Here is a 25,645-nt window from a genome sequence, read left to right as displayed (position 1 = left end):
CTACCCGTACAAGGAACCGCCCCGCCATGACTCAGCCGACCGACGACACCCGGCACGAGCGTCTGCACCTGCACGAGGTCGCCTCCCTCGACGACCACGCCTTCGACCTCTATATAGAGGAGCGGTTCGACCAGCTGGTCACGGCTGCGATAGCCGACGCCGACGGCCGGCTCCGCCCCGAACAGCACACGGCCCTCCACGCCCCCGGGCGTCTCCTTCAGCTGCACGACGCCCTCACCTTCGCCCAGGGCGACCTCCAGGTCGCCGCCGAGCGGATGACCTACCACGGCGACGCCCGCGCCGCCCGGACCACCCGCCTCCTGCGACGCGTCCGCACCGCCCTGCACGAGGTCACCCGGAAGACCACCGCCGTGCGACGCGAGGAGGGACGACAGCGCGAAGCCGAAGCCACGCCACCCTCCAACGACGTCATCGTCATGGCCCGCAACTGGCTCGTGGAAGCCCTTCCCGACCACTGCAACCGGCTGCTCACCCGAACGTTCGCCGAGGCCGGATTTCCTCCCCGCCCGGCCGCTGCCGACGTCTTCGGCACGGTCGAGGAAGGATGGGACGACGGTCTCCTCACCGAGCCGCGCACCCAGCAGGTGGACGAGCTGCTCGCCAAGGGCGCCGTCGCCTTCCGCGGCCTGGTCGCCGACGACGTCCGATCCCAGAACGCCCGCACCACGGCACTGCGCCACCCGCTCCTCCAGCGGCGCTGGGCCCAGGCCCTGGACGAACTCGCCGAGCTGACCACCCCCGTGGCCCAGGCGTCCAGCTCCTCAGCCCTCGGCGCGCTGCCCGCCGGCGTCTACGACCTGCCGGAGACCGACGCGTACAAGGTCTTCAACGGCCGCCGCTTCCTCACCGCCGTCTGGCAGCGCCAGGCCGAACACAAGCACCTCCTCCGCCACTACGCCCTCACCGTCACCGAACGCCGCCGCTCCTCCCCGGAACACGACCGGCGCCGCCGGGCCGTCGAGACAGCCATCGACCAACTCGTCAACCAGCAGCCGGTTGCCGCCTCTCGCATTGTCACCGGCCTGTGCCCGCACATCACCGGCGACGGCCTGATCGAACTACCACCCGGCGAACGCGCTGGCCTCAAACGCCAGCTCGTCGCCGAGGCCCGCGCCGCCGCCGTGCCGACGCGGACACCGGACACGGCGCCGCCCCCGCCCCCGCCCGCGCCTGCCCCGCGTCCAGCCCCAGCCACGCCCGCCATGCGCTGATCACCCCCTCCTCACCCACCCGGAGCTACCCCTGCCTGCCCTCCAGCCCGTGGACGGCGACGTCTACGTCACCCCCCGATACCTGGCCGGTTCCTCCGGCCACGGCGACGCCGGCTTCGCGCCCGTCTCTCACTGGCCCCACCACCACCTCGACGACGGCCCCCACCAGCTCGTCGTCACCAGCCCGGACCACCGCATCCGGATTGGCTGGGCCGGAGACGACTACGACCTGTGGACCATCAGCGCCGCACCCGACGCGATGTCCTCACCGCAGTGGACGGCCACCGCCAACCAGAACACGCCCCCCGAACTGGTCGGCGCCCTGACCGCCGCGCTCGCGCACGACTGGGCGGAAGACAGCGACCGCTTCCTCCACGCCGCTGGCCTCCGGTCCGACGCCGTCGCGCCGCTGATCGCGGCCGGCTGGACGCTCAGCGGCCCGGACCGCGGACGGCTGCACGTCACCGCCCCTGACGGGCAGGCCGGGGCGAGCATCGACATCGTCGACCGGTACCCCGACGAGGCGATCACGCTGTGGGCCGGACCCTCTGGGTGGGGCACGCGCGCCGGGATCGCCTTCAGCTCCCGGACGCCCTCCCACTTGATAGCCGCCACCGCGAAAGCGTTCACCGACCCGGCACCTCTGCCCCGCTGGCGAGACACCCTTCATCCGCGTCTGGCCGCCCACGCCACCCTCACTCCGGTCGAACCGCCCCAGGCACCGGTCCCCACGCCGCGCGACATCCGATCCCGGATCGCTGTCCGCCGCCCGGTCCCCGTCGGCAGCGTCCCACGCTGGAGCACGGCCACCCCCTCGGCGCTCCTGCCCGCCCGCCCCGCTGCCCGCCGCTGACCACCGGGAGTCCGCACTTGTCCCTGTTCGCCGAGCAGTTCTTCGACGACCACCTCACCCTCCCGTATCCGGAGGCGGTCGTCGTCGGAGACACCTACTACGCCAGACCCGCCCCCGACCTGCCTCTCCGACTGCGAATCAGCTTCACCGACACCCGCATGCACCAGCGCTACGACGGCCTGCGCCTCGAAGTCGTGCACCTGGAAAGCGGGTTGATCGACGCCCAGTGGCTGAGCTTCGCCGACCACGACGCCTTCGTCGCCCGGGACAAACGACTGGGCACCAGGCCCGGGGAAGGGAGCTACGGCACCTTCACCGACTGGGGCCACGCCGACGCGCCGCCCTGGCAGGGCATCGGCACCGCCGGCCTCCGCAAGGCGATCGACCGCTACGTCCAGCTCTGGTTCCCCGGCGCCCTACGGATCCGCACGGAAACGAAGCCCTCTGCGGCTCTGCCCGGGCGGGCCGTCGCCCCGCTCTCACACAGCCGGTAGCCCCACCTCGCCGGTTCCCTCCCCACCGACACCCACTCCGACAGGACTTCACCATCTCCATGCGTCTTCGCTCCGCCCGATCTGTACACCTGGCCGTCGCGGTCGCCGCCTGCACGGCGGGCACTGTCCTGGCCACCCCGGCCCTGGCGGCGCCTTCGGCCGGCGAGATCCTCGGCCCGGGCTACACCATCCCGGACTCCGAAGGGAACGCCGGCTCCAGCCACATCGGTGCCTACGGCCCGCCCGGACCGGCCGTTCACGGCGACGCCGAGACCTACTGCGCCGACCCCGAGCGCAAGGGCCCCGCCGACGCAGGCGGCTACAGCACCCCGCGGCCGGTGACGTCCTGGACGTCGTCGGTGACCGGCAAGGCCGTGCCGAAGGAGCGTCTCGCCCAGGCGGCGTACGTGATCGGGCGGTACGGTCAGACCCGCGACAACGCGCGGGCGGCGGCAGTGGACGCGGTCGTGTACGAGTACCTGGCCGGCGGCACGTACGCCCTCGACGGCCCCCGCGGCAAGCAGCGCCTGGCCTACCCGGTCGTCTCGCCGACTGCCCGCACCCTCGCCCAGGGCTACATCGCCGAGGCCAAGCGGCTCGGCGGCCCCTACACCCTGACGATCACCCCGTCGGTGACGACCACCACCGCCGGGACCAAGGTCACCGTCGCTGTGAAGGTCGCCACGAGCGCGGGCGCCCCCGTGCCGAAGGTGACCGTCTCGCTGGCCGAGTCCGGCTCCGGCACCGCCTCGGGGAAGGTCACCACGAGCACGAGCGGCACCGCGCAGTGGGCATTCACCGCGAAGACCGCGGGCACCGCCAGCCTCACGGCGAAGGCCGACGGCCTGCCCGCCACCGACCTTCAGGTCCTCACCCCGAAGAACCCCGCCGCCCAGCGCATGCTCCTCGCCGGCGGCACCACCAGCGTGACGGACTCGGCCACCGTCACCGTGGACGAGGCAACCGGCGGCGTCACCATCCGCAAGAAGGACCCCGAGGGCAGCCGCCTGGTCGGCGCCGCCTTCGAACTCCTGGACAAGGACGGGAAGAAGGTCGCCGCGGGCAAGACCGACGAGCACGGCGTCCTCGCCTTCGACCAGCTCCGGGCCGGCACCTACCGCCTGCGCGAAACGTCCTCCGGCAGCCCCGTCCACGACCTCGTGCCCGAGCAGACCCTCACGATCACCGCCGGACGCACCGCCCAGGCCAACCCGATCGACCTGGTCGACCCGTTCATGAAGGCCGATCTGTCGGTGAAGAAGATCGACAAGAACACCGGCCGGGCGCTCGCGGGCGCGGTCATTGCCATCCGGGCCGACGAGACGGACAAGACCGGCAAGCACATCCCCGGCAAGGTCGTCACCACGCTGACCACTGGCAAGAACGGCACCGCCGAGGCCGACCTCGACGTCACCCTCAAGGCCGGCACCCGCTACTGGGCCGCCGAGACCAAGGCCCCCGACGGCTACCAGCTCGACACCACCCCCGTCGCCTTCACCGCGAAGCCCGACGCCGACGTCACGGTCACCCTCGCCGACCAGCCCGTCCCGACCACCCCGCCGCCGAGCCCGAGCATCACGCCTTCGGCTCCGCCGACCACGCCGCCGACCCCGCCCACGACACCCCCGGTCGCGCCGACCACGCCCCCGGCACCGCCGTCCGGCTCCCTCGCCCACACCGGCGCGGACACCACACCGTGGCTGATCGCCGGCGCGACCGCTCTGCTCGCCAGCGGCTCGGGCCTTTACCTGTTCAGCCGCCGCCGACGCACGAGCGACACGGCCAGCTGACCGGGAGCCTCGGGTCCCGCTCCACCGGTCCCGAATCCGACAACCCTCAGCGTGTAGACGGACAGGCAGCACGCCCTCGTCCTAGCCGCCACCCGACGGCACGCGGCCACTTCTCCTTCGGACGAGCCCACCTCCCGCACGCCCCGCCCCGGCACCCGTCCCAACGCCGACTACCCGCTCTCGCCGACCTCCGCCCTCAAGGCGTTCCGCCCACCACCTGACCGAGGAGAACTCCTTCTTCATGCGTGCCCCCCGCCGTACCGCGGCCACCGTCGCGGCGACCACCCTGGCGACCAGCTCTCTGATCTGGGCCCCGACCGCCTTCGCCAACGCCCCCGAGATCCCGCCGGGCGCCGTCGAGATCACCAAGAAGGACCCGGACGGAGCCCTGCTCGCCGGCGCCGCGTTCGCCCTCCTCGACACCCTCAACGGCACCAAGGCCCTGACCGGCAAGACGAACGCTGACGGCATCCTGCTCTTCGAGGGCGTCCACCCCGGCACCTACCGCCTCAAGGAGACCGCGACCGGCAGCCCCCTCCACGACCTGGCCCCCGACCAGGACGTCATCGTCACCCCCGAGCACACCGCGAAGCTCACGATCACCGACACCTTCAAGCCCGCCGAGCTGCTCGTGAAGAAGACCGACAAGAAGACCGGCAAGCCCCTGGCCGGCGCCGTCATCAACATCACCCCTGCCACCGGCACCGGCAAGATGATCACGCTGACCACCGGTGAGGACGGCACCGCCACCACCCCGCTCCCCGTCTCCTCCCGCAAGGGCACCGCCTACACCGGCACCGAGACCAAGGCTCCCACCGGCTACGAACTCGACCCCACCCCCGTCAAGATCACCGCCAAGCCCGCCGCGAAGACCACCGCCACCTTCCCCAACACCAAGAAGAACAAGCCCACCCCGCCCCCCACGACTCCGCCCCCGACGACCACACCGCCCACCACGCCCCCGACGACCCCGCCCACCACACCGGCGACGACCCCGCCGGCCACCCCGACCCCGACCCGGTCCACCTCCACCGCACCGGTGCCCCCGACCGACACCCCGAGCACCCCGCCCTCCGAAGGCTCCCTCGCGCACACCGGCGCCGACTCCACCGCGTGGCTCCTCGCGGCCGGCGGCCTGCTGATCGCGGCCGGCGGAGGGGCGCTGATCGTGGCACGACGGAAGAAGACGCAGGACGAGGCGGAGACTCCGACCACCGGCTGATCAGAAGGACCTGCCAGGACTCGAGGCGCGAGCACTCGGCACAGGCAAGCCCCTCTCAGCCCGAAGGCCCTGGGAACCACCATGGTTCCCAGGGCCTTCGCCATGTCTGCGGAGACCGTTACCGCTCCGCTGTAGCGTCAGACGCGCATGACGGCCACCGACGCGAGGGCGCCGGCCGCCCACGCGAGGAGCAGGCCCTGCTCCCTGCTGAGGCCGTTCGCGTCGGCCCACCGCTTCGCGAGGGAACGCACGATCATTCCGGTCACCGCCGCTGCCGTATTCCTGGACATGGACAAGTCCTTTCGAGAGGGGAGAGCAGCGCCCGAGTTGGCGCCGCGCACCCACAGAAGCAGCGCAAACCTGCTGGTGGCAACGGGGGTCGGGCCGTTTGCAAGTTAGAGCGCCCTGGAGTGGGAGTACTCGGCTCGCACGGCTTGCCGCAGCGCCCCTACGCTGCCCGGCATGGCAGTCGAACCCCGTCTCCTACAGCGCGCCGACCTTCTGCGCACCGCCGTATCCGCCGGCTTCACCACCATGACCGCGAGGAAGCTGGAGAGCTTCATCAGCAACGGCCTGATGCCCCATCCCACCCGAACCGGCAACGACGGACGCCGCCCGGTCTGGATCTACCCGCCGGACAGCGACCGTCAGCTGGTCCAGCTCCTGCGCTGGCGCGAGCGCACACGGGACGTGAACATGCTGCGCGTCGTGCTGTGGGTCGAGGGCTTCCCTTTCGACCTCGACGCCGTCCGCACCTCCGCGACCATCGTGGTAGACGACCTGTCGCATGAGCTGGAGCAGCTCCTTCACGCCGAGGCAGCCCGCCAGGGCCTCGACCCGGTCGACGACCAGGACACGGTCGTGGGCGCCCTCGCCGCGACCATAGCCGCGATGCGAGGCAAGAACGCGCTGCCCCGCCCGATCCGTGTCCCGGCCGGCGACCGGGCAACGGCTGTCGCGCACATGCTCCAGATCTTCGCCCTCGGCACGCGGCCCGGGGTGACGGAAGACGAGGCGGGAACGATCGAGAAGGTCCTTGGCGTCTCGCCGGGCAGACGGCAGCGGGTGGAAGGCGCCGAGCCGTGGCTGACCGGTCCGGCGAGCCTCCTCGTCGGCGCGGCCGACTTCGTATCCCTGCCCCGGATGAGCGAGGCGCTCGCCGAAGCCACCGACCCAGAATGGGAAGACGCCCGCTCGGTGGCCACGGCGCTCTTCCTCCAGCTCCCCATTGTCGCCCGGGCTGTCGCCACCCACACCGGCAAGGAGAACCCCGCAGGGCTCGGGGTCCTCGCCGGTTTCGACAGCGAACCCCTCTTCGCCGTCCTCCTGCTCGCCTTCGCCCTGGGAGCACGCAGGGCCGAGTGGTCCGGCAACGTTGAGGAACTGACCGACTCGCTTGCGCCATGGCCCGACCTCATCGGCGAGATGAGGCTGGTGCTTGACATGCAGCAGCACGAACTCGACCACAACCTCGCCGGCCACGGACCCGAGACGCGTGCCCGCACCGAGAGGATCATCCAGGCCCTTGTGGACGGCGAGCTGGACCCAAGCCTCAGACCTGACCGCTAGCTAGTAGTGCTTCGTTACGTCGGGTGATCTCGGCTGGTGGTGGGCATCTTCCGGTTATGAGGCTGGGGGAGGTGGAACGGCTCCGGGGTGAGTTGTCGGAGTTCGTTGCCGATGTGTTCGCCTCGCTTCCGCGGCGGGATCAGCGGCGGTGGGGCGGGTGTTATCTGCGGGGTCTGATGCTGGACGGGCGGCGGAAGTCGATCCAGCCGATGGCCGAGCGGCTGCCGGACGGAAACATGCAGGCCCTGCAGCAGTTCGTGAACCAGTCACCGTGGGATCCGCTGCCGGTGCGGCGGCGGATCGCCGAGCGGTTGAGCGAGGCGATCGCGCCTGAGGTGTGGGTGATCGACGATGTGTCGTTCCCCAAGTGCGGCACCGCTTCGGTGGGGGTGGCCCGGCAGTACTGCGGGGCGTTGGGCAAGCGGGCGAACTGCCAGGTCGCGGTCAGCGTCCACGCGGCGACCGACACGGCTTCGTGCCCGCTGGAGTGGGAGTTGTTCCTGCCCGAGGAATGGGCCCGTGATGACCGGCGGCGACGGCAAGCCGGGGTCCCGGACGAGGTCGGGCATGTCTCCAAGGGAAGGCTGGCTCTGGGGCTTCTGGACCGGCTGGCCGCGCAGGGTCTGGCGGTGCCGGTGATCGTGGCGGACGCCGGTTACGGCCGCAGCGTGTCTTTCCGGCTGGAGCTGGAGGAACGCGGCTGGTCGTATGTGATGGCGGTCGACCCCAAGGAGATCGCCCGCCCGGCCGCGGCCGAGCCGTTCCAGCCGGTCTACGGCGGTCTGGGGCCGCCCACGCTGCCCCGCTACCGCGAGTCGGCCCGGCCCCTGACCTCGTTCGTCACCCCGGACACCTCGTTCGAAGAGGTCGTCTGGCGGCAGGGCAGCAAGGGCCTGATGACCTCCCGTTTCGCCGTGGTCGAGGTCAGGCCGTCGGGCAAGGAAGCCTGCCGCACCGCCCAGGAACAGGCCGGAGGACGCAGCCGCTGGGACGGTGTCCTGCCGCTGCGGACCCTGCTGGTCGAACAGCCCGAAGACGCGGACGGGCCGACCGGCTACTGGATGACCAACCTGCCCGCCACCACACCCGTCACCGACCTGGTCCGCTGGGCGAAGATGCGCTGGCGCATCGAACACGACTACCGCGAACTCAAACACGGCCTGGGCCTGGACCACTTCGAAGGCCGCACCTGGCGCGGCTGGCACCACCACGTCACCCTCGTCACCGCCGCCCAGGCCTTCCTCACCCTGCGGCGGCTCGACCCCAAAGCACACACGCCGGCCTGACGCTCTACCAGGTCCTCGACGCCCTCCAGGACCTGCTGCAGTGCTGGACCGGCACCTGCACCACCTGCGGCCGACGCCTACCCCGCAACAGAACCAGACTGAGAACCTAACGAAGCACTACTAGGCGTGGATCGGGGGCAGGTCGTAGCGGCTGACGGCCAGGTACGTTTCCGGGGTCGCCGCTTCGAGGAGCCCTTCGTCACTCGTCAGGTCGAGGTCCGGCTCCTCGGGACGGCGCAGCAGGTCGCGCCAGTCGCTCGTCTCTCCACGCTCATAGGCTTCCCGGAGCAGGAAGCGCAGCCGGGGGCGGGCCTCCTCCTGCTGCTCGTGGAAGATCCGCCGCTGCTTGAGCCGCTGCTCTTCCTGATCCTCTTCGCTGCCCCGCTCGTCGACGGCCAGCTGGTCCTCGGCCCGCAGCCCCGGGGTGCGCCGGGCGATGGCGAGATCTTCCTCGTGGAGGCGCGCGCAGACAGCGAACAGCTTCCGGGACATGCCGAGATGGACTTCGGTGCCGGGGATGCGGCAGGTGAGGAAGTCGTCGATCCCCCAGGAGCGGATCTGGGAACGCGTGAGGTCCGGATTGAGATGAAGTGCCGCTCCGCGGAAGTCGGCCCGCATGGCGCGGGTGCGGTCGTCGTCTTCCAGCGGTGTGGTCAGTCCGTGGCGTCGGTGGCGCGAAGTGCGGTCGGCCGCCACCGGGACGGTGCGCAGCTGTGAGGGGGGAGCGGAGCGCAGTGCCTGGTAGACGAGCATCTGGGCGCGGGCTGCGCCGATGAGCGCGTCGTCGTTGTCGCCGAGGTGGTCTTCGAGGTTGCCCTCGCCCGTGGCTTCCTTGCCGTCGGGGTCGGATCCGGCCGGGGGGAGGGGCGGCTGGCCGGGGTGCAGGGCGTGGTCGATGGTCAGGAAGAGGTCGTCCCCGGGCCGCACGGCGGCTCCGACCAGGACGCTGCGGTGCGCGTACGAGCCGAGGACCTTGCTCCCGGACTCCAGCTGCGCCCACCCCTTGCGGAGGGTGCCGACGTCGCAGATACCGCCCTTGGCCTCGATCAGCCAGTACACCTTCTCCGCCTCGTGCCGTCCCCACAGGTCCGGCAGCTTTTTCTTAGGGTCCTTGAAGGTGGTGCTCAGGGCTGGGACGGGGCCGCCGAGTTCGAGGTGCTCGGTCTGCCCCAGACCCAGCAGCGAGCGACAGGCCCACTCGGTCATCGTCATGCCCAGCCGGTAGGCGGCAGCGCTCTTCGCGGTGCGCTCGGTGCCGTAGGCGTAGACCGGGTTCAGCGTCAGGCGCCGGCCCGTGGCGCCCGGCACGGGGGGCTGGTGCTTGAAGGGGTGCGCACCGAGGTAGGCGTACAGCGGGGCGACTCGGGCGACGAGCTCCCCGTGTGCGTACCGCGGCTGGTTCTGCAGGTGCGGGGTGATGTCGCGGCCGACCTCGGTGGCCGCCTTGATGATCTCCCGCCACGTGGTGGTCGGGGCGTACCAGCCGTCCGTCTTCGGGAACCCGTCCATCGCGCTCCACGCCTTGTGCTTGGCCGTCCGCCACTGCTTCCAGGGCTTGTCCGCGGGACCGTTACGGAACAGGACCGGTATGTCGAAGCTGTCGGCGTAGGTGAGCGGCGGCTCGTCGGGGACGTGCGCAGGGATCATCGGCGTCATGGAGACAACCCTGGCACGGGCCTCGACGCTCCCAGGACCGGGCCGCGGTCCTCCGGCCGGCGCCCGACGGCTGCCCGCCGCCGTCTCTGGGCTGCTGCGCGTGGCTAGGCTTCAGGAGTGACCGAACTGTCCACCCTGCCCGGCGACCCGTCCGAGCTGCGCCTGCGTATCTCCTACACCGATGACCTTGCCGACACCCCTCAGGCCGACACCCTGGAGCGGTGGGACGTGTCCGTCCTCCATGAGGAGAGGACGGTGGGATCGATCACCTTCTATCGGGTGCATCTCGACCGGGGCATGAACGCCGTCCGGGTCATGGAGGAGGAATCCGAAGAACTCGACGAGATCGCTCAGGCCCTGCTGGATCCGATCACGGGGTCCTTCACCGAGGACGCCAGCAGCTCGCTTCCGTACGTGGGGTCCTCCCTGCTCGTCATGGACAAGGTGACCCTGGACGAGCCGTGGCGCGGGCACGGCCTCGGCGCCATCCTCGTCACCGAGGCGATCCACCGGCTCATGGCCGGCTGCCGCGCCATCGCATGCTCGCCGGGCGTCACCGACCTCAGCAGCGACCGCCTGAGAGACCGGACGGAGTGGGACCGGGTGACCGCCAAGATGGCCAGGGGATGGGAGCTCGTCGGGTTCCGGCAGTACCAGGGGAACGTTTACCTCCTCTCGCCGACCTCGTTGGAGTTGGAGGAGCAACGCGGGGCAATGAGAGGGCGACTCGCAGACCTCGGCTTTGTCTGGCGCCGCACCCAAGCCCACGACATCTCGCCCCGACCTGGGGGTGGGTGGAGCCGCGGCCTCGTCGGGGGACAGCTTCGCTGCCGGACCTGAGGACCGTAGCCGCTTCCTCCGCAGAGGGCTCGCCATGCCAGTTCGCCTCTGGCAGACAGGAAAGATCGCGAAAGGACTGGTACACCCTTCAGGGGCATGTCAACCTAGACGACCCTTTCCGGGGAACCCGGAAAATAGCAGGTCAGAGAGGTGATGCCGTGACAGTGGAGCTGAGTTCCGCAGGATTCCGGACCACGACCGAGCGCCTGAGGCTGCACGACTGGCTCCTGGGGCCGGGACAGGCGACCGAGGTCATCGACACCTTCCCCGCCGCGAACGGCGACTTCCACTTCATCGTCGACGACCGGGCCGACACCCATATCGCCTCCGCCGACGGCCGCTTCTACCTCGGCCACTTCCCCGCCGGCCGACCCGGCGCCGAGCACGAAGGCTGGGTACTCGCGGTCACCGGCACCGCTCGGACTCCCGGCTACAGGATCACCTTTGATCCCCACACGCCGGCCCACCTGGTCGCGAGGACCGTCTCCGAGGTCCTGGCTACGGCCAAGCGTCTCTGACGGAGGCACCGTCCAGGCGTTCCCGTTGTCCCCGAGCCTCCGCCTTCCCCGTCCCCGCAAGGAGTGCACATGCCCGCACCTGCATCAGACATGACCGTCCGCCACCTGATCGACCGCCTCGCCGTCCTGGACCCTGACACCCCCGTCCGTCTCGCCATCAACCCCTTCTGCCCGATGGCCCACCGTCTCGCTGACGTCCTCGTCGCTGAGGACCCGGACGGACAGCCGGTGGCGTACCTCGCCGAAGACCCCGAGGCCGTGCAGTACGGCTACCTGCCCCGGCCAGTCGCCGAGGCGCTGACCTGGATGCCGCCGGTCGACCCGCCGACGAGTTCGCGCCGCAGACTGCGCGCCGTCTCCCCCTGACCGCCCGTACGACAAGGAGCACTTCTGCGCCCGTCCACGCCTTCCGATCCGTCCGACGTTCCGGCCCTTCCCGCCTGGTGGGTCACCCCGCGCCACCTTGCCGGTGACGACGGAGCACTCGCAGACCACGTCGCCTCCCACCTTTTCGCCGCCGGCTGGACTTCCCTGACACTCGCTCGCGGCCGTCGTGAACCTGTTGATCCGGATGATCCGGACGCGGTTCAGCAGGTGGTTCGCAGCACCGTGCTGTACGTCGCTCCCGACGGACTTCGCTGGGCCCAGTGGGTGCTTGCCGACGAGCCGATCATCCTCGGGGACCTGCCAGTCGCGTGGACCGTCTCCGCCCGTCCGACCGCGGACGGCCTGGCTGAGTGGACCGCCTACTTCACCACCGGCGTCCCGCCCGAAGCCGTTGCCGACTTCCTGCTCGCCCTGGAGGCCCGTCCGGATCCGGCGCACGGGTATGCAGGCCCGCACGTGGTCTTCGAGTCGCTCGCGGAGCGCGGCTGGGTCCGCGACATCGACAATCCGGCCGCCTTCTCCGATCCGCAGCTGGCCGCGGGCATGGCGCTGAGCCTCCTCCCGGAGTACCTCCAGGACGGAAACCCGCTCTGCCTCGACCCCACCGCCGAGCAAACCGGCTGGCTGGCCTGGTGCGAGCCCCGGATCGGGCGGGGCTACCTCTGGGCCACGGGGTTCTCCGCGAGCACTCCACACGACCTCGTCGCCGCCTTCGCCGCCTCCCTCGCCTCTCCCGACCCCGTACTCCGGCACACCCTGCCCGGCGACAGCGAGGGACAACTCTCCCTGCGCCCTACCGTCTGACCCCCGGGGCCAGCCGCCAGCAGGGCCTCGTACCTCTTCGGGCCCAACAGCCGTCCCTCAGCACACACAGCAGCACAAACAGGGCCTGGTGCCAGGTCATTCGACCTGGCACCGGGCCCTTTGGCGAGCATCCTTTGGCTTTGTTCACGCCTTTGGGCTCTGGCTCACTTTCCGTGAAACCACGCCGCTCGGGGCTCGCACAGAGTTCTGGACGAGCTGTTGACCTGACGGTTCACCAGGACTGTCAGCATCGGACACCGAGGACCGGCACGGCTTCACGGAAGTTGCGCCAGAACCCATACTCGTGAACAAAGCCACATCCTTGGATTCTTCCGGGAGGTCGGGCCGCCCGGCACCTGGTTTCCTCCAGACCGGCTCGGCGCATACCCTCAGCGGCGTGGAGGCCGGCGGCGAGCTCGCGGCCCGGGAAGCCAGCCTCACCCGGGGCGGCTGAGCAGGGCGCGGGACCACGTCACCGGTTCAGAGGCCGAAGTCGTCCAGGCCCTCGTCCAGGGAGCCGTACGTCGAGCTGGTGGGACCGGCGTTCCGGTTGAACCATTCGAGACTCAGGCGAGGCTCCGGCGTCACATGCTTGGCAGGGCACCGGAGCCAGATCTGGCCCTCCACCGCGAGGATGGCCCAGTCGCGGTACGCCGCGCACTGCGGGCAGGAGCGGACTTCGCCCTCCAGGACCAGCGGCCGGCGCCATACCAGGAAGCGCTTCGTGCTCAGATCGAGCCGGAGGTCCGCCGGGAGGAAGTCCTCGCCCGCCGACGCGGCCGGGGTCTCCTCGACGGGCGCGGCCTCCTGCGGCCATGTCGGCGCTGGGTAGTTCAGCCACGGCACGCCCGCCGGCCCCAGCTCGCCCTCGCTCTTCCGCGCCTTCCTGCGCCCGAACATACGGCCTCCCCTCGCATTCGGCTGCCTCGCCCCGGCAGCGGACGACGAGAGTGCCCCACGGGTGGGACGTCGGGCAACTCTCGAATCCGTGAACGGCGGGGCCGGCTACCGGTGCCGTCGGCGGTCCCGGTCGCGAGGCGGGGCCGAGGCTGTACCAGGCATGCGCTGAACTGCGGGAGCGCTCGCTGCGTCAGCCGGAAGGTCTGCGGCGCGGCGCAGTCGCCACACCAGGACGTCGCTGATCGACTCGGCGGTGCCCAGTTCGCGGTGTCCGGCTGCTTCGGAGAGCAGGGGGACGGGGTCGTGGCCGGCGGCCTCGGCCTCGGCGAGCGTGGCGGCGAGGGCCGGCCAGCCGGGCTCGGCCAGGACCTGCTCGGCCAGCTCGGGGATCGCCGCGTGCACCGCCTCGGCCTGGCGCCGCAGCACAGGGCGGGCGAGGCGACGGCCACGCTGGTGGAGGACGGCGAGCGGGTACTCCGCGGCAGCCCGGTAGGCGGTTCGCAGGTGCTCAGCTGCTCGATGGGCGGCTTCGGCCTGCTGGGCGTGGCCCTTCCTGGCGTGCCAGTGCGCGGCAGCGGTGATGAGGAAGAGCAGCATGTCGATCGCCATGGCCGTGGTCGCGCCCTCCTCGCCGCGGCCGAGAGCCGACCCGCCATGGACGAGGTCCCGGGCAGCCTGCCGCAGGGCCCGATCGTGGCCGCGGACGGCGCGGACGTGGGACCGAGAGGCCCGCTCGAACGCCCAGGCGGCTTCTCGCAGTTCTTGCCGGGTGTGGGCGGCGGAGGTTTTGGCGAGCGCGTCGAGGACTTCGCCGGCGGCGGCGATGTACGCGGCGGCGAGGCCGTCCTCGCCGTGCTCGACGACCAGGACGGCCTGCCAGGCGGCAGCCGCCGTGCGCCGCCGCGCGGCGGCCGGCGCCCCAGCCGCCCCCGGAGCCTCGAGCCCGGCTCTGTCCTGGAGGCCGCCGCCGGCCCAGCGTTCACGGATGCGGGGCAGGGAGAGGTCGGGGGCCAGACGCGCGCCCGGATAGAACACCGGCTCGCCGTCCTTGTTCCGGTCGTCGGGCAGGGCGACCTTGTAGCCGAGCAGGTCCCCGGAGGGAGCGGCGCGCTTCTTCACCAGGAGGCCGGCGTCGGCCAGACGGCTGAAGAACTCCTCCTCACCCTGGGCGCCGGCCACCGCCCGCCGTACGGCTTCGCGGAGTTCCTCACGGGCGGTGCGCTCGCGTCCCTGCCGTTCGGCCTTGTGCCGTTCGGCGCTGGTCGGCCGCTGGGCGGCGGTGCCGTCGCCGGGCGCGACCTGGTGCAGGCCGAGCTCCTTCTCGATGAGCCGGGCCTCGGCCTGAGCGCGTTTGCCGGAGCGGAAGTCGTCGGGCCGGGTGCCGTCCTCGCACACGAGGGTGGCAACGATGTGGATGTGGTCGTCCGCGTGCCGTACGGCGGCCCAGCGGCAGCCGGGCTGCCCCTCGCCCGGGTCGATCCCGGTGGCGGCGACGATCCGGCGGGCAACCTCGGCCCACTCCTCGTCGGACAGCATCCGGTCGCCGGGCGCGGTGCGCACGGAGGTGTGCCAGACGTGCTTGGCGGGACGGGCGTGCTCCGGCAGCGCCTGGACGGGCTGATCCAGGAGCTGCTGGAGGGCCTTCAGCGTGGCGCTCGGGTCGCGGCCGGGGTCGGGGGCCATGCCGTCGAACGAGGCGACGAGGTGCGGGTCGACGTGCTCCTCGCGCTTGCCGGGGCCGTAGAGATAGGCGAGCAGACCGATGGTCCGGTCGCCGGGCGGGTTGATACTGGGGATCATGCCGCCTGCTGCCGGTCGAGGACGGCGGTCGCAGCGGCGTGCACGGCGTCGGCGGCCCGCCGCACGGCCGCGAGGCTTGCCTCCAGCTGAGGGACGGCGGCATCGGCACCGGCGTTGAGGGCCTTCGTCACCTGGTTGAGGTTGCTGCCGGCCCAGCCGAGCTTGCGCCGGCTGTCGAACAGCGCGGTGAGCATGTCGCGCTCGGTGGCGATCTCGGCGCTGGTGCGGTCGAGGTCACGAGCTGCGGCGAGGGCGGAGCGGGCGAGGAAGCCGGCGACGGTCAGGTGGCACTGGGCGGCGGCGGCGACGACGAGCGCGTACTCGTCGTCGTTGAAACGCGTCGAGGGCTGGTGGCGGCGCTTCTTCGCGGGCGGCTGACGCGGACGCTGGCGGACACGGCGCTCGCGACGGCGAGGCTTCGGCTTCTCCTCGTTCCCCGGCTCCGATCCGCCCCCGGTCGAAGCCTCCAGGACCTGCGCCCCCTGGTGCAGGTCCTCTCCCGCCCCTTCGGGGGCGGGTACGGCGGAAGCTTTGCTTCCGCCCCAACTTGCTCCGTCGGAGACCGAGTTGTCGTCAGCCGAACCATGCGGCAGAAGTGAGGAGATGGGCGTCGGGAGCGGACGGCCGTCACCGGAATCGGAGCAGGGAGGGGTGGCGGACATGGGGTTCCTCCGGAGACGGGGCGCTTGGGTGAACGGGGCGGTGGCCCGGCGAGGCCGGGCCACCATCGGGAGAGCCGTGGTTCAGCAGCACAGCCTGCACCGGGAGTAGTGGCGAGAGAGCGCCCGTCCCATGTTCAGCTTCACGCCCTTGGCGATCCGGCTGCTCGCCTTCGCCGGGTTGCTCCCCTCGTGCTGGGCAGCGTGGCTGTTCAGGATGGCGAGGTCATTCTCGAAACCGGCCTTTATCCGGTTGAAGCGGTCGCAGGTCTTCATCGAGCAGCTCCTTTGGAGGAAGTAGAGGCCGGGGTGGCGGCCCGTACGAGGGCCAGGACTGGGGTCAGATGTTCGTTGCTGAGCGGGATCTCGTGGCTGCGCATGATCTTCCGGAGCTGGGCTCGGGTGATCTGGGCGTTGCCGTCCTCTCTCAGGACGTCGGGCACGTGGGGGAGGACCAGCTCGACCACCTGCTGGTGCGACAGGCGCTTGGGCCCGGTTCGGGACTGCCGGCTCGCCTGTACCCGAGCGTGCACCGTCCCCGGGCGAGCCGGACCGTTTCGCGTCCGCCGACGGACAGGTCTCGGGTTCGGTCCGGGTTCGGTCTTCGGTCCGGGTTCGGGGTCCGGGTTCGGGCGGTGGTCCGGGGCTGGTCCGGGTTCCGGGGTCGGTCCGGGTTCGGTCTTCGGTCCGGGTTCGGGGTCCGGGTTCGGGCGGTGGTCCGGGGCTGGTCCGGGTTCCGGGGTCGGTCCGGGTTCGGTCTTCGGTCCGGGTTCGGGGTCCGGGTTCGGGCGGTGGTCCGGGGCTGGTCCGGGTTCCGGGGTCGGTCCGGGTTCGGCTTCCGGTCCGGGTTCGGGGTCCGGGTTCGGGCGGTGGTCCGGGGCTGGTCCGGGTTCCGGGGTCGGTCCGGGTTCGGCTTCCGGTCCGGGTTCGGGGTCCGGGTTCAAGATTGGTCCAGTCCCAGAGGCCCGGCTTGGTGGCCGGTCTTCGGAGATCCGGACCTTCTCCTCGTGTGGCAGGGGACTGGCGACGCGTTGGTGGATCTGCCGCATCAGCACCCCGAAGGCGAGCATGCTGGCGGTGGGCGGGACTGCGGCGACGACGTAGTCCAGGTGAGGCACAGGCTCTGGGGTCGCGCCGCTGACCCCGAGGACGTTGAGGGCGATCGAGCCGATGGACCCGGTGGCGGTCACGCCGATCGCCCACCAGTCCGTCCGTCGGCGCAAACCCGCGCGGAACATCAGCAGCTCACCCGCCACGATGAAGGCGTCGAGGGTGGCCGGCCAGGCCCAGGCTCTGATGGGGGAGTTGTCGAGGCCGTGTCGTGCGGCGACTTCCGCCAGGTGGGCGTAGGAGAGCCAGAAGCCGGACCCTGTCAGCACCGCGATCACCATCACGGCTGCGGTCAAGGCGTATCGGTCCGCGGTCTCCTCGGTCAACAGGTGCCTTTCGTTCGGTGGTGGAAGCGTGGAGGGGGCGGCTGGGAAGGCTCATGCCGCCTTCCGCAGGGCGTCGATCAGGTCGCCCGTCTGAGCCTGCCGGGGGACGGGGCAGAACGTTTCTTCCGTGGCGTCGGCCTCGTCGTCGTCCGGGTCCGCCGGCGTCCAGTAGCGGTCGCGGTCCGTGATGGCGTGGCCGGCGTCTCGCAGAAGGTCGCGGGCATGGTCGAGGTCGACGGCGAGGACGTAGGAGAGGCGCTCGGGAGTCCACTTGCGGACGTAGGCATGGCGGGCGACGGCGTCTCGCTCGGCGGCGGTGAGGAACACGTCCCGGCCCATGATCGCGGCGCGCACTCGGGCGTAGTCGAGGCGCTTGGCGACCTTGGCGTGCCAGGGCCGACGCTCGTCTCGGGTCAGTCCGCCCCACATGCCCCAGCGGATGTCGTTGTCGAGGGCGTGGGTGAAGCAGTCTTGTCGGACGGGGCACCGGTGGCAGAACGACTTCGCCTCGGCGATGTCGGAGAGGGCGCGCGGCGCCGAGAAGAACAGCCGGTCGGCCTCGTCGGCTTCCAGGTCCCGGCAGGCTCCGCGGGCGTGCCAGGAGATGTCGGCGATGCCTCGTACGGGCGGGGTCGGGCTGCTGGCGTTGGTGGTGATGTGTCGCATGGGTGTCTCCAGGGGATGCCGCCGGGCAGGCAGGAGCGGCGCGGCATGCGAAGGTCGTGGTCGGCGCGCGGCTGGGGCTGGCGGCGAGAAGCAGGTGAGGGGTTCCGGGGCCGTCAGGCGGCGGCGCGGAAGCGGCGGTCGGGGCCGCCGAGGTGGACCGGGGTGCACATGCCGGACAGGCGGGAGAGGACGCGGTCGCCGATCTTGTCGCGCAGGACAGGCTGGCGGGGGTCCATGTGCTCGGTGCGGACCGGCGGCAGGTTGGTCGTGATGATCGTCGGCCGGCGGTGTTCCGAGCGCCAGTTGAGCAGGCGGAAGGTGATCTCCTCCGTCCACTCGGTGCTCTTGGCGGCCCCGAGGTCGTCCAGCAGCAGCAGCGGCACGCGGACGATCCGGCGCAGCAGGTACTCGGGATCGAGCCCGTTCCGGGCCCGCATCGCGCCGTAGAGGTCCGCCGCGGTCGTCGCCTGCCACCGCACGCCGCACCCCGCGGCGGTCAGCGCGCGGATTGCCCCGTACGCCTCGTGGGTCTTGCCGGCGCCCGTGGGCCCCCACAGCAGCAGGCTGCGACCGTGGGTGATCTCGCGCTGACCGGCCCAGCCGACGTGGGGCGCGAGGGCGTTGGCGGCGTGGCCGACCGCCGCGTCGGCGATGGAGCCCACCCAGCGGGCGACGTCCGGATGCTCGGCCTGAGCAGCGCGGTACTCGTACGGGATGCGCTCCTGGGCGGCTTCCAGGGCCGGGTTCGGCTCAGGCCGTTCGGCGAGCGGCGCAGTGGCGTTCGGGTCGATGCCCCGCTCGGCGAGCTTGCGCTGCATCCAGGCCATCGCCGGGTTGTCGGCGGCCGTCTGAGGGTCGTCGAGGCGAGAGCGGATCACAGGGCGACTCCGAAGGTCCCGGTCGGGGCGGTGGGATTGAGGTACGGGGTGTAGGCGGGGGCGGCGGCGGCCCAAGGGCCCGCGCCGGAGGCGGAGGACGGCGCCGAGTTGACCACCTCGTTGACGAGGCTCGCCAGGACGCTCGGGTGCAGGCCCTTGGCCCGCAGGCGGTCGAGCGCGGGTCGCAGCGCGTCGGGCTCGAAACCCTCGTCCAGCAGCTGGCGGATCTCCTTGCCCAGGTGGCCGAGGAACGTCTTCGGCGGACGGCGGCTGCATCCGCGGAGGTACTCCGCCATCAACCGCTTCGCCGACCACTCGCCCGCCTCGGCGGACTCCAGCACCTGCTCTGAGGAGGCGGCCGGCGCGGGCGCTTCGCGCCCCCTACGGGAAGATCCAGGATCCAAGATCCTAGATCCAGCACCTGAATCCTCACTGAATGTGGCGCCGATCACCCCGACTTCTAGGCAGCTATCGGCCTGACCTGCGGCTTCTCCAGATTCCCGCCAAAGGGCGGACTCTCCCGGAGAAGTGGCCTCCATCACGCACGGGACTGTCGAAGTGGCGCGGGTCACATCAGCGTCCAGAGGTGGGGAATCGGTAGGCATGAGCTCTTCGTGAGTGTTCACGGAGGCGGCTGCCGCCCGATCGCCCTCGTGGTGGCCGAGGTGCTTCTGTGTCGGGCATGCACGGGTGCCGCATTCGCCGCACGCCTTCGCGGCCTCGTGAAGCGGACAGCGCGGCAGACGGGACGCCGAGGGGCGATTGATCCGCTGGTGGCGGTCCCAGGTCACGATGTGCAGCCACGCCTTTCCGTCGCAGCCGGTGTAGCGACAGATCAGGTTCCGCCCCGCCAGCTGCTCCAGGTCGTGGGCGACGTGTGCCGGGGTGTGATCCGGGCGCAGAGCCCACAGCCGTCCGGCGATCACGGCAGGCAGGTCGCGGTGCCGGCCCGCATCGTCGGCCTGGGTGAGGAGGCCGATGAAGGTCAGTACGGCCGTCACGGGGACGGAGGCGAGATCCTCCGACTCCCAGGTTTCCGGCTTGATCGTGCGGATGCGGGCCATCAGGCCTCACCTCCGCGGCGACGGACCGGGACGGGCCGGTGACCGGGGTTGGCTGCGCGGTGCGCGGCGCCGGTCCGGTGGGCCGGGCTTTCGCGCAGGGGCGTGCCCATGCAAAACTCTCCCTCGTAGTACTGCCGCTGCCGGTGTTGCCCCGTGGGAAGGGCCAGCGCGGTGATGACGGGTCGGTCTCTCTGCCGTTGCCTCGGCCGGAGATAGGACTCTTCGCGGTTCGGCGCCTGGGAGTTGCCTCTCCCGGGCGCCGCGGCGTTTTCAGGGCCTGACGGTCCGGCGTCTCATGTGTTCCCTTCGTCGGTCGCCGGGTTGCCTCCCGGCGGGGACGACGAACATACGTAGACCGCCCGCGCAAGTCCATAGTTGGCACTAGAAACCGTTACTGGTCGTACTGTCCGCGAGACGGTGCAAGGCGCGTGGTCGGTGGGAATTGCGCCAGGCGCAATTTGCTGGAAGTGGTGCAGCTCACTATGTGTCCGGTTTTCCGTTCGCGGGGCTTCCATGAATTGAGCTGGAATTTATGCCCGCCTGATGCCGCGCGTCAAGGGTGGTTTAATATCTTCTCGAATTGCGGCACGCGCAATTCGGCGAAATTGCGCGTGACGCAATTTCGGTCAGTGATCTTGAGAAGTCGAGAGGCAGAGAAGTGCGAGCCGTCACCATGTCCAGCTACGGAGGTCCTGAGGTCCTCCAACTCGCGGAGGTACCTGAGCCCGCGCCCGCCGCCGGCCACCAGAGGATCGAAGTCCTCCGGTCGGGCGTCAACTACGCGGACCTCCATGTGCGTGAGGGGAACTACCTTGCCGACGTCGAGCTCCCGTGCATCCCGGGAAACGAAGTGATCGGCTACAGCGACGGGCGGCGGGTGGTGGCCCTGACCCGCGGCGGTGGGTACGCGCAGGTGGCCTTGGCTCACCGCCGCTCCACGATCCCGATCCCGGACGACATCGACGATGCCACGGCGATCTCGTTGACCCTCCAGGGCAACTCTGCCTGGCACCTGCTGCACACCGTGCTGCGCATCAGCCCGGGGGAGACGGTGATCGTGCCCGCAGCTGCCGGCGGCGTCGGGTCCCTGGCGGTGCAGCTCGCCAAGCGGGCCGGAGCCCGCGTGGTGGCCCTGGCCGGCACGGACGCCAAGCGAGCTCTGGCCCTCACCCTGGGGGCGGATGCCGTCGTCGACAGCACCTCGACAAGACTGGACGCAGACCTGAAGGAGGCGACCAATGGCGCAGCCGCTGCGGCGCTGGAGATGACGGGCGGCGACACCCTCCACGCGACCCTGGAAGCCCTGGCGCCCATGGGCCGGATGGCGGTCTACGGAAGCGTCAGCGGCAGCGAGACCACCATCGCCACCGGCGACCTCATGGCCACCGGCAAGACGGTCAGCGGATTCTGGCTTCCCCTGCTCTTCGCGCACCGGACCGCGCTACGCGACTCCATGACCGACCTCTTCCAGGCCATACGGGACGGGGAACTCACCGTCCCGGCGCCCACCGTGTACCCGCTGAGCGAAGCGGCTCGCGCGCACGAGGACATGGCGGCCCGCCGAACCGCCGGCAAGGTCCTCCTCGACCCCGCTTCCTGACTCGGCTCGGTATCCGGCGCGGCCCGGGCCCGGTGCTCCGCCCCCACGAGGGGAGGGACGAGGCCCGAGGTCGAGGTCGCTGCCGTCAACCGATCGGCTCGTCCAGCTGCTCGCGCAGGTCACGCAGAACCGCCAGGCGCTCCGACAGCTCGGTGATCATCGTGTCCAGCTCGCTACCGGCTTCTCCCGCGGAGGCCGGCAGCGTCGTGCGCAGGAGCTGCTGGTACTCGCGCACGACGCCCCGGCGGGACGACTGCGGCACGAGACGACTGAGTGTCGCCTCCACGGAGAGCGAATTCACGCGCCACCCGCCACTGTCCTGCCGATACGCCCACACCACGGTCCGGTCCTGCGGGTTGAGCGTGAGACGACACCCAGGGCCGGCCAGAGCGCTCAGCTCCGGCAGGCCGATCGCCTCGCTGCCCGCGAGCGCTGCCGCGTCCTCCGCTGAGTCAGCCCACCCAGCCTGCGCCCAAGAGGCGTCCCCGATCGCTTCGGAGCCTCCGGCCCCACCCGCTGACAGGGCATTCGGCTGTTGTACGGATCCGGGCTGGAGTTCGTGCTCGCTGCCGAGCCAGGTGATCACCACCGCCCGCAGGTCTGGGTGGCCTGCCGGGAAGAGGAGGTGCGAGACGACTTCGACCTCCTGGAAGTCGAAGCGCGGCAGGCGCATGCGGAACCGGTTGCCGTCGCGATGGGCGACCACATGGGGGCTCTCGTCCCACAGTCGGCGGCAGTCCGGGTCCTCGTAGACCTCGCGCAGCAGAGAGGTCATGAAGCGGTCGGCCTTATGGCGTGCAAGGAACATGCGGATCATGGCCAGGTACACGCGAGCGTGATCTTCCCAGCCCACGTACTGCTTGCGGGCGTCCGGGTGGAGCAGGGCCCAGCGCATCAGGTTGGCGCCCGGCTCAAGAACCCAGGGGTACCAGTCCGCCATCGCCCGGTTGTAGGCGATCAAGGACCAGCGGGCATCGGTCACATAGGCGGGGTGGGGCATCTGCTGGTCCAGCAAGAACTGCAAGGTCCGTAATTCCGGTGGCTCGTCCCTCGGTCTGGTGCGGCCGATCAGGGCACCGCCAGGGGTGTAGAAGAGAAGCGTCTGACGCTCGTCCGGCCCCAGATGCAGCCGCTCGACCAGCTTCTCGACGGCGTCGTGCGGCAGGCGGGGAACCGCGCCTCGTTCCAGCTGCCTGTACCACTTCTCGGACATGCCGATGGCGTGCGCCACCTCTGCCTGAGGGATCGCGCGACCACGTCCCTCCTTCAGCCCCGCAGCGAGGCGCCAGGCCCTGAGCAGACCGGCCAGCCCCATCAGCTCTTCCGGGCCGAGTTCTCCCTCGTCGCTTTCGCCGAGACCCATGCGGCACCAGCTCCCATCACGTGCCGCCAGCTTGAGGCAGCCCGAAGGAGGCGACAACTCGAGTCACGCCGGCAGGGGCGCGAGGCCCTTCTCCTGCAGATTCCTCTGAAGCGCGGCCCGGACCGGTAGCCCTGTTCCGGTAGTCGTGTTCCGGTACTCCAGTTCCGATTCCTTCCTGAGAACGTGTGCAAGCCAGGGACGGAGACGGCTTTCCGCCCCTGCACTGACACGTAGGGCACCAATCATCCCGCTATTAGTTCTGGATTCAACATGACATCCGAGCGCCCCAAGGGGAGCAGCCACGCAGAGCGAGTGCTCCGGGTCATGCAGGCATTCGCCGAGCTCCTGGGCGACACGCATTCTCTGAAAGTCATTTCCGAGTACACGGAATTGGATCCTGCGGTGGTTCACCGAATTCTCGCGGCCCAGGTCGCCGCGAAATGGGTCGAGCGCGTAGGCCGCGGCAAGTACCGGCTCGGCAGCCACGCGGCCCGCGCCGGGATGCAAGCCATGGCCGGCATGTACGACGGCCTGGACCAGCACGAGATCCTCGTCGACCTGCAAGCGGACTGCGGCGGTCTCGTCCTCTTCTACAGCCTCGCCTCCGTCGGAGCACGCCGCGTCTGCACCGACTACGCGATCGGCAACTACTGCCCGGACGACTTCGGCATGACCGCGTACGACATTTTCACCGCAGGCTGCTCCCTCCGCACCGGGGCCTCCGGGCGGGCCCTGCTCGCGTACGTCACCGAGAGCCTCCGGGAGATCGCCCTCGCCGAACCCATCCCCGGAACGGCCGGCCCGGGTGCGCTCAGCAACGACGATCTCCTCGCCACCCTGGACGGAATCCGCACCCGGGGCTACGCCATCGGGCGCCAGGAGTGTCTCCCGGGATGGGACTCCGTCGCAGCGCCGGCCCTGTGGGGTGAGACGGCCCTCGGGGTCGTCCTGCTCCTGAAACCCCTGAGTGCCATTCCGAACGACATCACCGACTACATCGACCAGGTTCTCGGCGCAGCACAGCTGATCAGCCTGGCGGCCACCCAAGGGGGTCGCAACCCCCAGCTCGTTGCTTGACCGCGAGAAAGCACAGGACACCATGACCTTCATCGCTCACGTCCAGACGACAGACGAGGCCAGCGAGCTGATCGCTGACCTCGCCGGCGGCAACGTTCGCGACCTCGACGCGTTGGCCCATCACCTGGGCCCTGTTCAACTCACCCTTGACCTGGAACACAAGGAGATCTGGTGGGCGACGCCCGAGCGTGATCGATGGGCTGTCGAGACGACAACCCCCGGCCAGTGCCTCGACCTCATCCACGATCGGGCCGACCCGACCTGGGCCTCGGAACCGACGGCACGCGCTGACTACCAGCGCATCGTCGACATGCTCCTTCCGTCTGTGGAACTTGCGGGGCGGCAGGCGCTCGTATCAGAGCGTCTCTGACGGCTGTCCGAGATCGGTGGGGACGGCCAGAAGGAACTTCCCGGCCTTGTCAGCCAGCTGCCGGTGCAGGTACTCCGCAGCGTCGTTCGGCCGCATCCGGTACAGGGCGACCAGCCCGGTGATGACTACGTCCGCGACCTCGGAGTGGACATCGCTCCAGTTGTGACTGTCTCCCTTGCGGGGGTTGGTGCCACGCGCGCCGATCACGGTCTGGGACGCCTCACCGGTCTCCTCGGCGATCTTCAGGACCTGCAGGGTCCACTGTTCCTGTGGGGCGAGGCCCCGTTGCTCGTCGTGATCGTTGAATCGACGCGCGAGACTTTCGATGGTCTTCCAGAGCGTGTCGTGCACGAGGTCGTCTCCTTGATCGGGTACGGGTGCAAGGCGTGGGTGATTACCGGTGTATGAGGAAGGTGACATCGTCAGGCTGGGCGGCTGGCGCGAACGAGGGTGCAGGACAGTGGGCTCTCCTGGTCAGGTCCTCTGAGGACGTCGATCACTTCGGCAAGCAGGCCGTGCTCGACGAGGAGGTCTTCCCACAGCGTGGGGCTGAGTACCCACATCTGAACGGTCAAGGGCTCGCCGCCCGCGAGAGAGAGGATCTCGGGCCTGGCGGCGACGGAGCTGGAGGGGCCGTCACCGGTGAAGTTGGTGTGCAGGGCGGAGAAGACCAGTCGGCCACCGGGCCGGAGTCCCCGGACGATGGCGGGCAGGATGCGGTGTGGGTCGATGTATGGGATGCCGTGGATGGAGTAGATGACGTCGTACGGTTCCGCCTGGGTCAGGTGCTCGACCGCGTCCGCATTGATCAGTCGAAGACCTGTCTGGTCCTGGTAGCGGGCGACGGCTCGCTCGTGTTGAGTGCGTGCGCCCTCGACTGCATCGACATGGATGCCGCTGCGCGCGAGGTCGGCGGGGAACTTGCCGATCCCGGAGCAGAGGTCCAGGACACGTCGACCGGCGAGGTCGCCGAGAACCTCCTCGCCTGGGCCATGGTCCGGCCAGTATCCCCACGTCAGCCGCTCGACATCGGGAATGTCGGTGCCGCGGGCCAGATGGTGTGTGCCGTAGACGTTCCAGGAGTGGAGTGTCCGGCGTTCGATGTCCAACAAGTCTGCTCCACAGGTGGTTTGGGGGCGGAGGACGTACCGGCGGACCGAGTCAGTGCCTGTCCCGCCGTA

At 70.4% G+C, this 25,645-nt stretch carries 27 protein-coding genes and 1 pseudogene; 14 read left to right on the top strand and 14 right to left on the bottom strand.

The genetic code is table 11. The features are described from left to right. Positions 1–26: 26 nt before the first annotated feature. The 5 genes from ACY0MR_RS05185 to ACY0MR_RS05165 all read left to right on the top strand — a co-directional run bounded on the left by ACY0MR_RS05185 (position 27) and on the right by ACY0MR_RS05165 (position 5,591). A complete protein-coding gene (locus ACY0MR_RS05185) occupies positions 27–1,232 on the top strand; it encodes a hypothetical protein (RefSeq protein WP_473559409.1) in 1,206 nt (401 codons plus the stop codon). A gap of 49 nt (positions 1,233–1,281) precedes the next feature. Continuing rightward, positions 1,282–2,085, top strand: a complete 804-nt coding sequence (locus tag ACY0MR_RS05180; RefSeq protein ID WP_473559407.1) for a DUF317 domain-containing protein — start codon at positions 1,282–1,284, stop codon at positions 2,083–2,085. Positions 2,086–2,102: 17 nt separating this feature from the next. Then, a complete protein-coding gene (locus ACY0MR_RS05175; protein WP_473559405.1) occupies positions 2,103–2,579 on the top strand; it encodes a hypothetical protein in 477 nt (158 codons plus the stop codon). 59 nt (positions 2,580–2,638) lie between these two features. Then, positions 2,639–4,369, top strand: a complete 1,731-nt coding sequence (locus tag ACY0MR_RS05170; protein ID WP_473559403.1) for an MSCRAMM family protein — start codon at positions 2,639–2,641, stop codon at positions 4,367–4,369. A 241-nt stretch (positions 4,370–4,610) separates the two neighbouring features. Then, complete coding sequence (locus ACY0MR_RS05165; protein ID WP_473559401.1) at positions 4,611–5,591, top strand: MSCRAMM family protein; 981 nt, start codon at positions 4,611–4,613, stop codon at positions 5,589–5,591. A 137-nt stretch (positions 5,592–5,728) separates the two neighbouring features. Here ACY0MR_RS05165 and ACY0MR_RS05160 read toward each other — a convergent pair whose 3' ends face one another. Beyond that, positions 5,729–5,881, bottom strand: a complete 153-nt coding sequence (locus tag ACY0MR_RS05160; RefSeq protein WP_346171698.1) for a hypothetical protein — start codon at positions 5,879–5,881, stop codon at positions 5,729–5,731. Between the two features lie 172 nt (positions 5,882–6,053). Between ACY0MR_RS05160 and ACY0MR_RS05155 the strand changes: the two genes are divergently transcribed. Both ACY0MR_RS05155 and ACY0MR_RS05150 read left to right on the top strand, forming a co-directional pair. Beyond that, entirely contained in the window at positions 6,054–7,160 is a 1,107-nt protein-coding gene (locus ACY0MR_RS05155; RefSeq protein ID WP_473559399.1) for a hypothetical protein, read from the top strand. 56 nt (positions 7,161–7,216) lie between these two features. Then, positions 7,217–8,446: an IS701 family transposase gene (locus ACY0MR_RS05150; protein ID WP_386566616.1), complete on the top strand. Its 1,230-nt coding sequence runs from the start codon at positions 7,217–7,219 to the stop codon at positions 8,444–8,446. A gap of 120 nt (positions 8,447–8,566) precedes the next feature. Here ACY0MR_RS05150 and ACY0MR_RS05145 read toward each other — a convergent pair whose 3' ends face one another. Further along, positions 8,567–10,102 (bottom strand): gamma-glutamyltransferase, encoded by a 1,536-nt coding sequence (locus ACY0MR_RS05145; RefSeq protein WP_473559397.1) that lies wholly within the window; start codon positions 10,100–10,102, stop codon positions 8,567–8,569. Positions 10,103–10,219: 117 nt separating this feature from the next. Here ACY0MR_RS05145 and ACY0MR_RS05140 point away from each other — a divergent pair, with 117 nt between their 5' ends. From ACY0MR_RS05140 to ACY0MR_RS05125, 4 genes are all read left to right on the top strand, one after another. After that, the gene (locus ACY0MR_RS05140) at positions 10,220–10,942 is read left to right on the top strand and encodes a hypothetical protein (protein ID WP_473559395.1); all 723 of its coding nucleotides are present in this window, start codon (positions 10,220–10,222) and stop codon (positions 10,940–10,942) included. Positions 10,943–11,100: 158 nt separating this feature from the next. Next, positions 11,101–11,460 (top strand): SPDY domain-containing protein, encoded by a 360-nt coding sequence (locus ACY0MR_RS05135; protein ID WP_043224570.1) that lies wholly within the window; start codon positions 11,101–11,103, stop codon positions 11,458–11,460. A gap of 69 nt (positions 11,461–11,529) precedes the next feature. Continuing rightward, positions 11,530–11,826, top strand: a complete 297-nt coding sequence (locus ACY0MR_RS05130; RefSeq protein WP_388688870.1) for a hypothetical protein — start codon at positions 11,530–11,532, stop codon at positions 11,824–11,826. Positions 11,827–12,054: 228 nt separating this feature from the next. Beyond that, positions 12,055–12,651: an SPDY domain-containing protein gene (locus tag ACY0MR_RS05125; protein WP_364289574.1), complete on the top strand. Its 597-nt coding sequence runs from the start codon at positions 12,055–12,057 to the stop codon at positions 12,649–12,651. Between the two features lie 480 nt (positions 12,652–13,131). On the opposite strand, the gene ACY0MR_RS05120 is transcribed toward ACY0MR_RS05125, so the two are convergent. From ACY0MR_RS05120 to ACY0MR_RS05080, 9 genes and pseudogenes are all read right to left on the bottom strand, one after another. Beyond that, entirely contained in the window at positions 13,132–13,551 is a 420-nt protein-coding gene (locus ACY0MR_RS05120) for a hypothetical protein (RefSeq protein ID WP_473559392.1), read from the bottom strand. A 105-nt stretch (positions 13,552–13,656) separates the two neighbouring features. Beyond that, positions 13,657–15,351: a relaxase/mobilization nuclease domain-containing protein gene (locus ACY0MR_RS05115; RefSeq protein WP_473559390.1), complete on the bottom strand. Its 1,695-nt coding sequence runs from the start codon at positions 15,349–15,351 to the stop codon at positions 13,657–13,659. Continuing rightward, positions 15,348–16,013 carry a plasmid mobilization protein gene (locus tag ACY0MR_RS05110; protein WP_473559388.1) on the bottom strand — a complete coding sequence of 222 codons (666 nt, stop codon included), beginning with the start codon at positions 16,011–16,013 and terminating at the stop codon, positions 15,348–15,350. The genes ACY0MR_RS05115 and ACY0MR_RS05110 overlap by 4 nt, the downstream gene beginning before the upstream one ends. Positions 16,014–16,094: 81 nt before the next feature. Continuing rightward, positions 16,095–16,286: a hypothetical protein gene (locus tag ACY0MR_RS05105; protein WP_346171707.1), complete on the bottom strand. Its 192-nt coding sequence runs from the start codon at positions 16,284–16,286 to the stop codon at positions 16,095–16,097. After that, entirely contained in the window at positions 16,283–16,543 is a 261-nt protein-coding gene (locus ACY0MR_RS05100; protein WP_473562005.1) for a hypothetical protein, read from the bottom strand. Before ACY0MR_RS05100 ends, ACY0MR_RS05105 begins: the two co-directional genes overlap by 4 nt. Positions 16,544–17,098: 555 nt before the next feature. Continuing rightward, positions 17,099–17,401: pseudogene (locus ACY0MR_RS05095) on the bottom strand (DUF2637 domain-containing protein); the annotation flags it as partial. 96 nt (positions 17,402–17,497) lie between these two features. Beyond that, positions 17,498–18,112 carry a WhiB family transcriptional regulator gene (locus ACY0MR_RS05090; RefSeq protein ID WP_473559386.1) on the bottom strand — a complete coding sequence of 205 codons (615 nt, stop codon included), beginning with the start codon at positions 18,110–18,112 and terminating at the stop codon, positions 17,498–17,500. Positions 18,113–18,225: 113 nt separating this feature from the next. Then, a complete protein-coding gene (locus tag ACY0MR_RS05085) occupies positions 18,226–18,930 on the bottom strand; it encodes an ATP-binding protein (RefSeq protein WP_473561702.1) in 705 nt (234 codons plus the stop codon). A gap of 56 nt (positions 18,931–18,986) precedes the next feature. Continuing rightward, complete coding sequence (locus ACY0MR_RS05080; protein WP_473559384.1) at positions 18,987–20,054, bottom strand: hypothetical protein; 1,068 nt, start codon at positions 20,052–20,054, stop codon at positions 18,987–18,989. A gap of 673 nt (positions 20,055–20,727) precedes the next feature. On the opposite strand from ACY0MR_RS05080, the gene ACY0MR_RS05075 reads away from it, so the two are divergent. Further along, positions 20,728–21,654, top strand: coding sequence for a quinone oxidoreductase family protein (locus tag ACY0MR_RS05075; RefSeq protein ID WP_473559382.1), 927 nt, complete (start codon positions 20,728–20,730; stop codon positions 21,652–21,654). Positions 21,655–21,739: 85 nt separating this feature from the next. Here ACY0MR_RS05075 and ACY0MR_RS05070 read toward each other — a convergent pair whose 3' ends face one another. Beyond that, positions 21,740–23,017 carry a helix-turn-helix transcriptional regulator gene (locus ACY0MR_RS05070; protein WP_473559380.1) on the bottom strand — a complete coding sequence of 426 codons (1,278 nt, stop codon included), beginning with the start codon at positions 23,015–23,017 and terminating at the stop codon, positions 21,740–21,742. Between the two features lie 270 nt (positions 23,018–23,287). Here ACY0MR_RS05070 and ACY0MR_RS05065 point away from each other — a divergent pair, with 270 nt between their 5' ends. Together ACY0MR_RS05065 and ACY0MR_RS05060 are read left to right on the top strand one after the other, a co-directional pair. After that, on the top strand, positions 23,288–24,094 hold the full coding sequence (locus ACY0MR_RS05065) for a helix-turn-helix domain-containing protein (RefSeq protein WP_473559378.1): 807 nt from the start codon (positions 23,288–23,290) through the stop codon (positions 24,092–24,094). Between the two features lie 22 nt (positions 24,095–24,116). Continuing rightward, a complete protein-coding gene (locus ACY0MR_RS05060; RefSeq protein ID WP_473559376.1) occupies positions 24,117–24,464 on the top strand; it encodes a hypothetical protein in 348 nt (115 codons plus the stop codon). Here ACY0MR_RS05060 and ACY0MR_RS05055 read toward each other — a convergent pair. Both ACY0MR_RS05055 and ACY0MR_RS05050 read right to left on the bottom strand, forming a co-directional pair. After that, positions 24,450–24,815 (bottom strand): MazG-like family protein, encoded by a 366-nt coding sequence (locus tag ACY0MR_RS05055; protein WP_473559374.1) that lies wholly within the window; start codon positions 24,813–24,815, stop codon positions 24,450–24,452. The two genes, ACY0MR_RS05060 and ACY0MR_RS05055, sit on opposite strands and share 15 nt — an antisense overlap. A 71-nt stretch (positions 24,816–24,886) precedes the next feature. Next, positions 24,887–25,573 carry a class I SAM-dependent methyltransferase gene (locus ACY0MR_RS05050; protein WP_473559372.1) on the bottom strand — a complete coding sequence of 229 codons (687 nt, stop codon included), beginning with the start codon at positions 25,571–25,573 and terminating at the stop codon, positions 24,887–24,889. Positions 25,574–25,645 lie beyond the last annotated feature (72 nt).

It is taken from the genome of Streptomyces sp. JN8, assembly GCF_055808075.1.
Note: the sequence above shows the minus strand (reverse complement) of the source record. Positions and strands in the feature narration are given on the sequence as shown.

Excerpts from the sequence above, each read along its gene's own strand:
- ACY0MR_RS05185 (WP_473559409.1), top strand. The coding sequence starts at position 27 with ATGACTCAGCCGACCGACGACACCCGGCACGAGCGTCTGCACCTGCAC.
- ACY0MR_RS05170 (WP_473559403.1), top strand. The coding sequence starts at position 2,639 with ATGCGTCTTCGCTCCGCCCGATCTGTACACCTGGCCGTCGCGGTCGCC.
- ACY0MR_RS05165 (WP_473559401.1), top strand. The coding sequence starts at position 4,611 with ATGCGTGCCCCCCGCCGTACCGCGGCCACCGTCGCGGCGACCACCCTG.
- ACY0MR_RS05160 (WP_346171698.1), bottom strand. The coding sequence starts at position 5,881 with ATGTCCAGGAATACGGCAGCGGCGGTGACCGGAATGATCGTGCGTTCC.
- ACY0MR_RS05155 (WP_473559399.1), top strand. The coding sequence starts at position 6,054 with ATGGCAGTCGAACCCCGTCTCCTACAGCGCGCCGACCTTCTGCGCACC.
- ACY0MR_RS05150 (WP_386566616.1), top strand. The coding sequence starts at position 7,217 with ATGAGGCTGGGGGAGGTGGAACGGCTCCGGGGTGAGTTGTCGGAGTTC.
- ACY0MR_RS05145 (WP_473559397.1), bottom strand. The coding sequence starts at position 10,102 with ATGACGCCGATGATCCCTGCGCACGTCCCCGACGAGCCGCCGCTCACC.
- ACY0MR_RS05130 (WP_388688870.1), top strand. The coding sequence starts at position 11,530 with ATGCCCGCACCTGCATCAGACATGACCGTCCGCCACCTGATCGACCGC.
- ACY0MR_RS05120 (WP_473559392.1), bottom strand. The coding sequence starts at position 13,551 with ATGTTCGGGCGCAGGAAGGCGCGGAAGAGCGAGGGCGAGCTGGGGCCG.
- ACY0MR_RS05115 (WP_473559390.1), bottom strand. The coding sequence starts at position 15,351 with ATGATCCCCAGTATCAACCCGCCCGGCGACCGGACCATCGGTCTGCTC.
- ACY0MR_RS05110 (WP_473559388.1), bottom strand. The coding sequence starts at position 16,013 with ATGTCCGCCACCCCTCCCTGCTCCGATTCCGGTGACGGCCGTCCGCTC.
- ACY0MR_RS05105 (WP_346171707.1), bottom strand. The coding sequence starts at position 16,286 with ATGAAGACCTGCGACCGCTTCAACCGGATAAAGGCCGGTTTCGAGAAT.
- ACY0MR_RS05090 (WP_473559386.1), bottom strand. The coding sequence starts at position 18,112 with ATGCGACACATCACCACCAACGCCAGCAGCCCGACCCCGCCCGTACGA.
- ACY0MR_RS05085 (WP_473561702.1), bottom strand. The coding sequence starts at position 18,930 with ATGCAGCGCAAGCTCGCCGAGCGGGGCATCGACCCGAACGCCACTGCG.
- ACY0MR_RS05080 (WP_473559384.1), bottom strand. The coding sequence starts at position 20,054 with ATGGCCCGCATCCGCACGATCAAGCCGGAAACCTGGGAGTCGGAGGAT.
- ACY0MR_RS05075 (WP_473559382.1), top strand. The coding sequence starts at position 20,728 with ATGTCCAGCTACGGAGGTCCTGAGGTCCTCCAACTCGCGGAGGTACCT.
- ACY0MR_RS05070 (WP_473559380.1), bottom strand. The coding sequence starts at position 23,017 with ATGGGTCTCGGCGAAAGCGACGAGGGAGAACTCGGCCCGGAAGAGCTG.
- ACY0MR_RS05065 (WP_473559378.1), top strand. The coding sequence starts at position 23,288 with ATGACATCCGAGCGCCCCAAGGGGAGCAGCCACGCAGAGCGAGTGCTC.
- ACY0MR_RS05060 (WP_473559376.1), top strand. The coding sequence starts at position 24,117 with ATGACCTTCATCGCTCACGTCCAGACGACAGACGAGGCCAGCGAGCTG.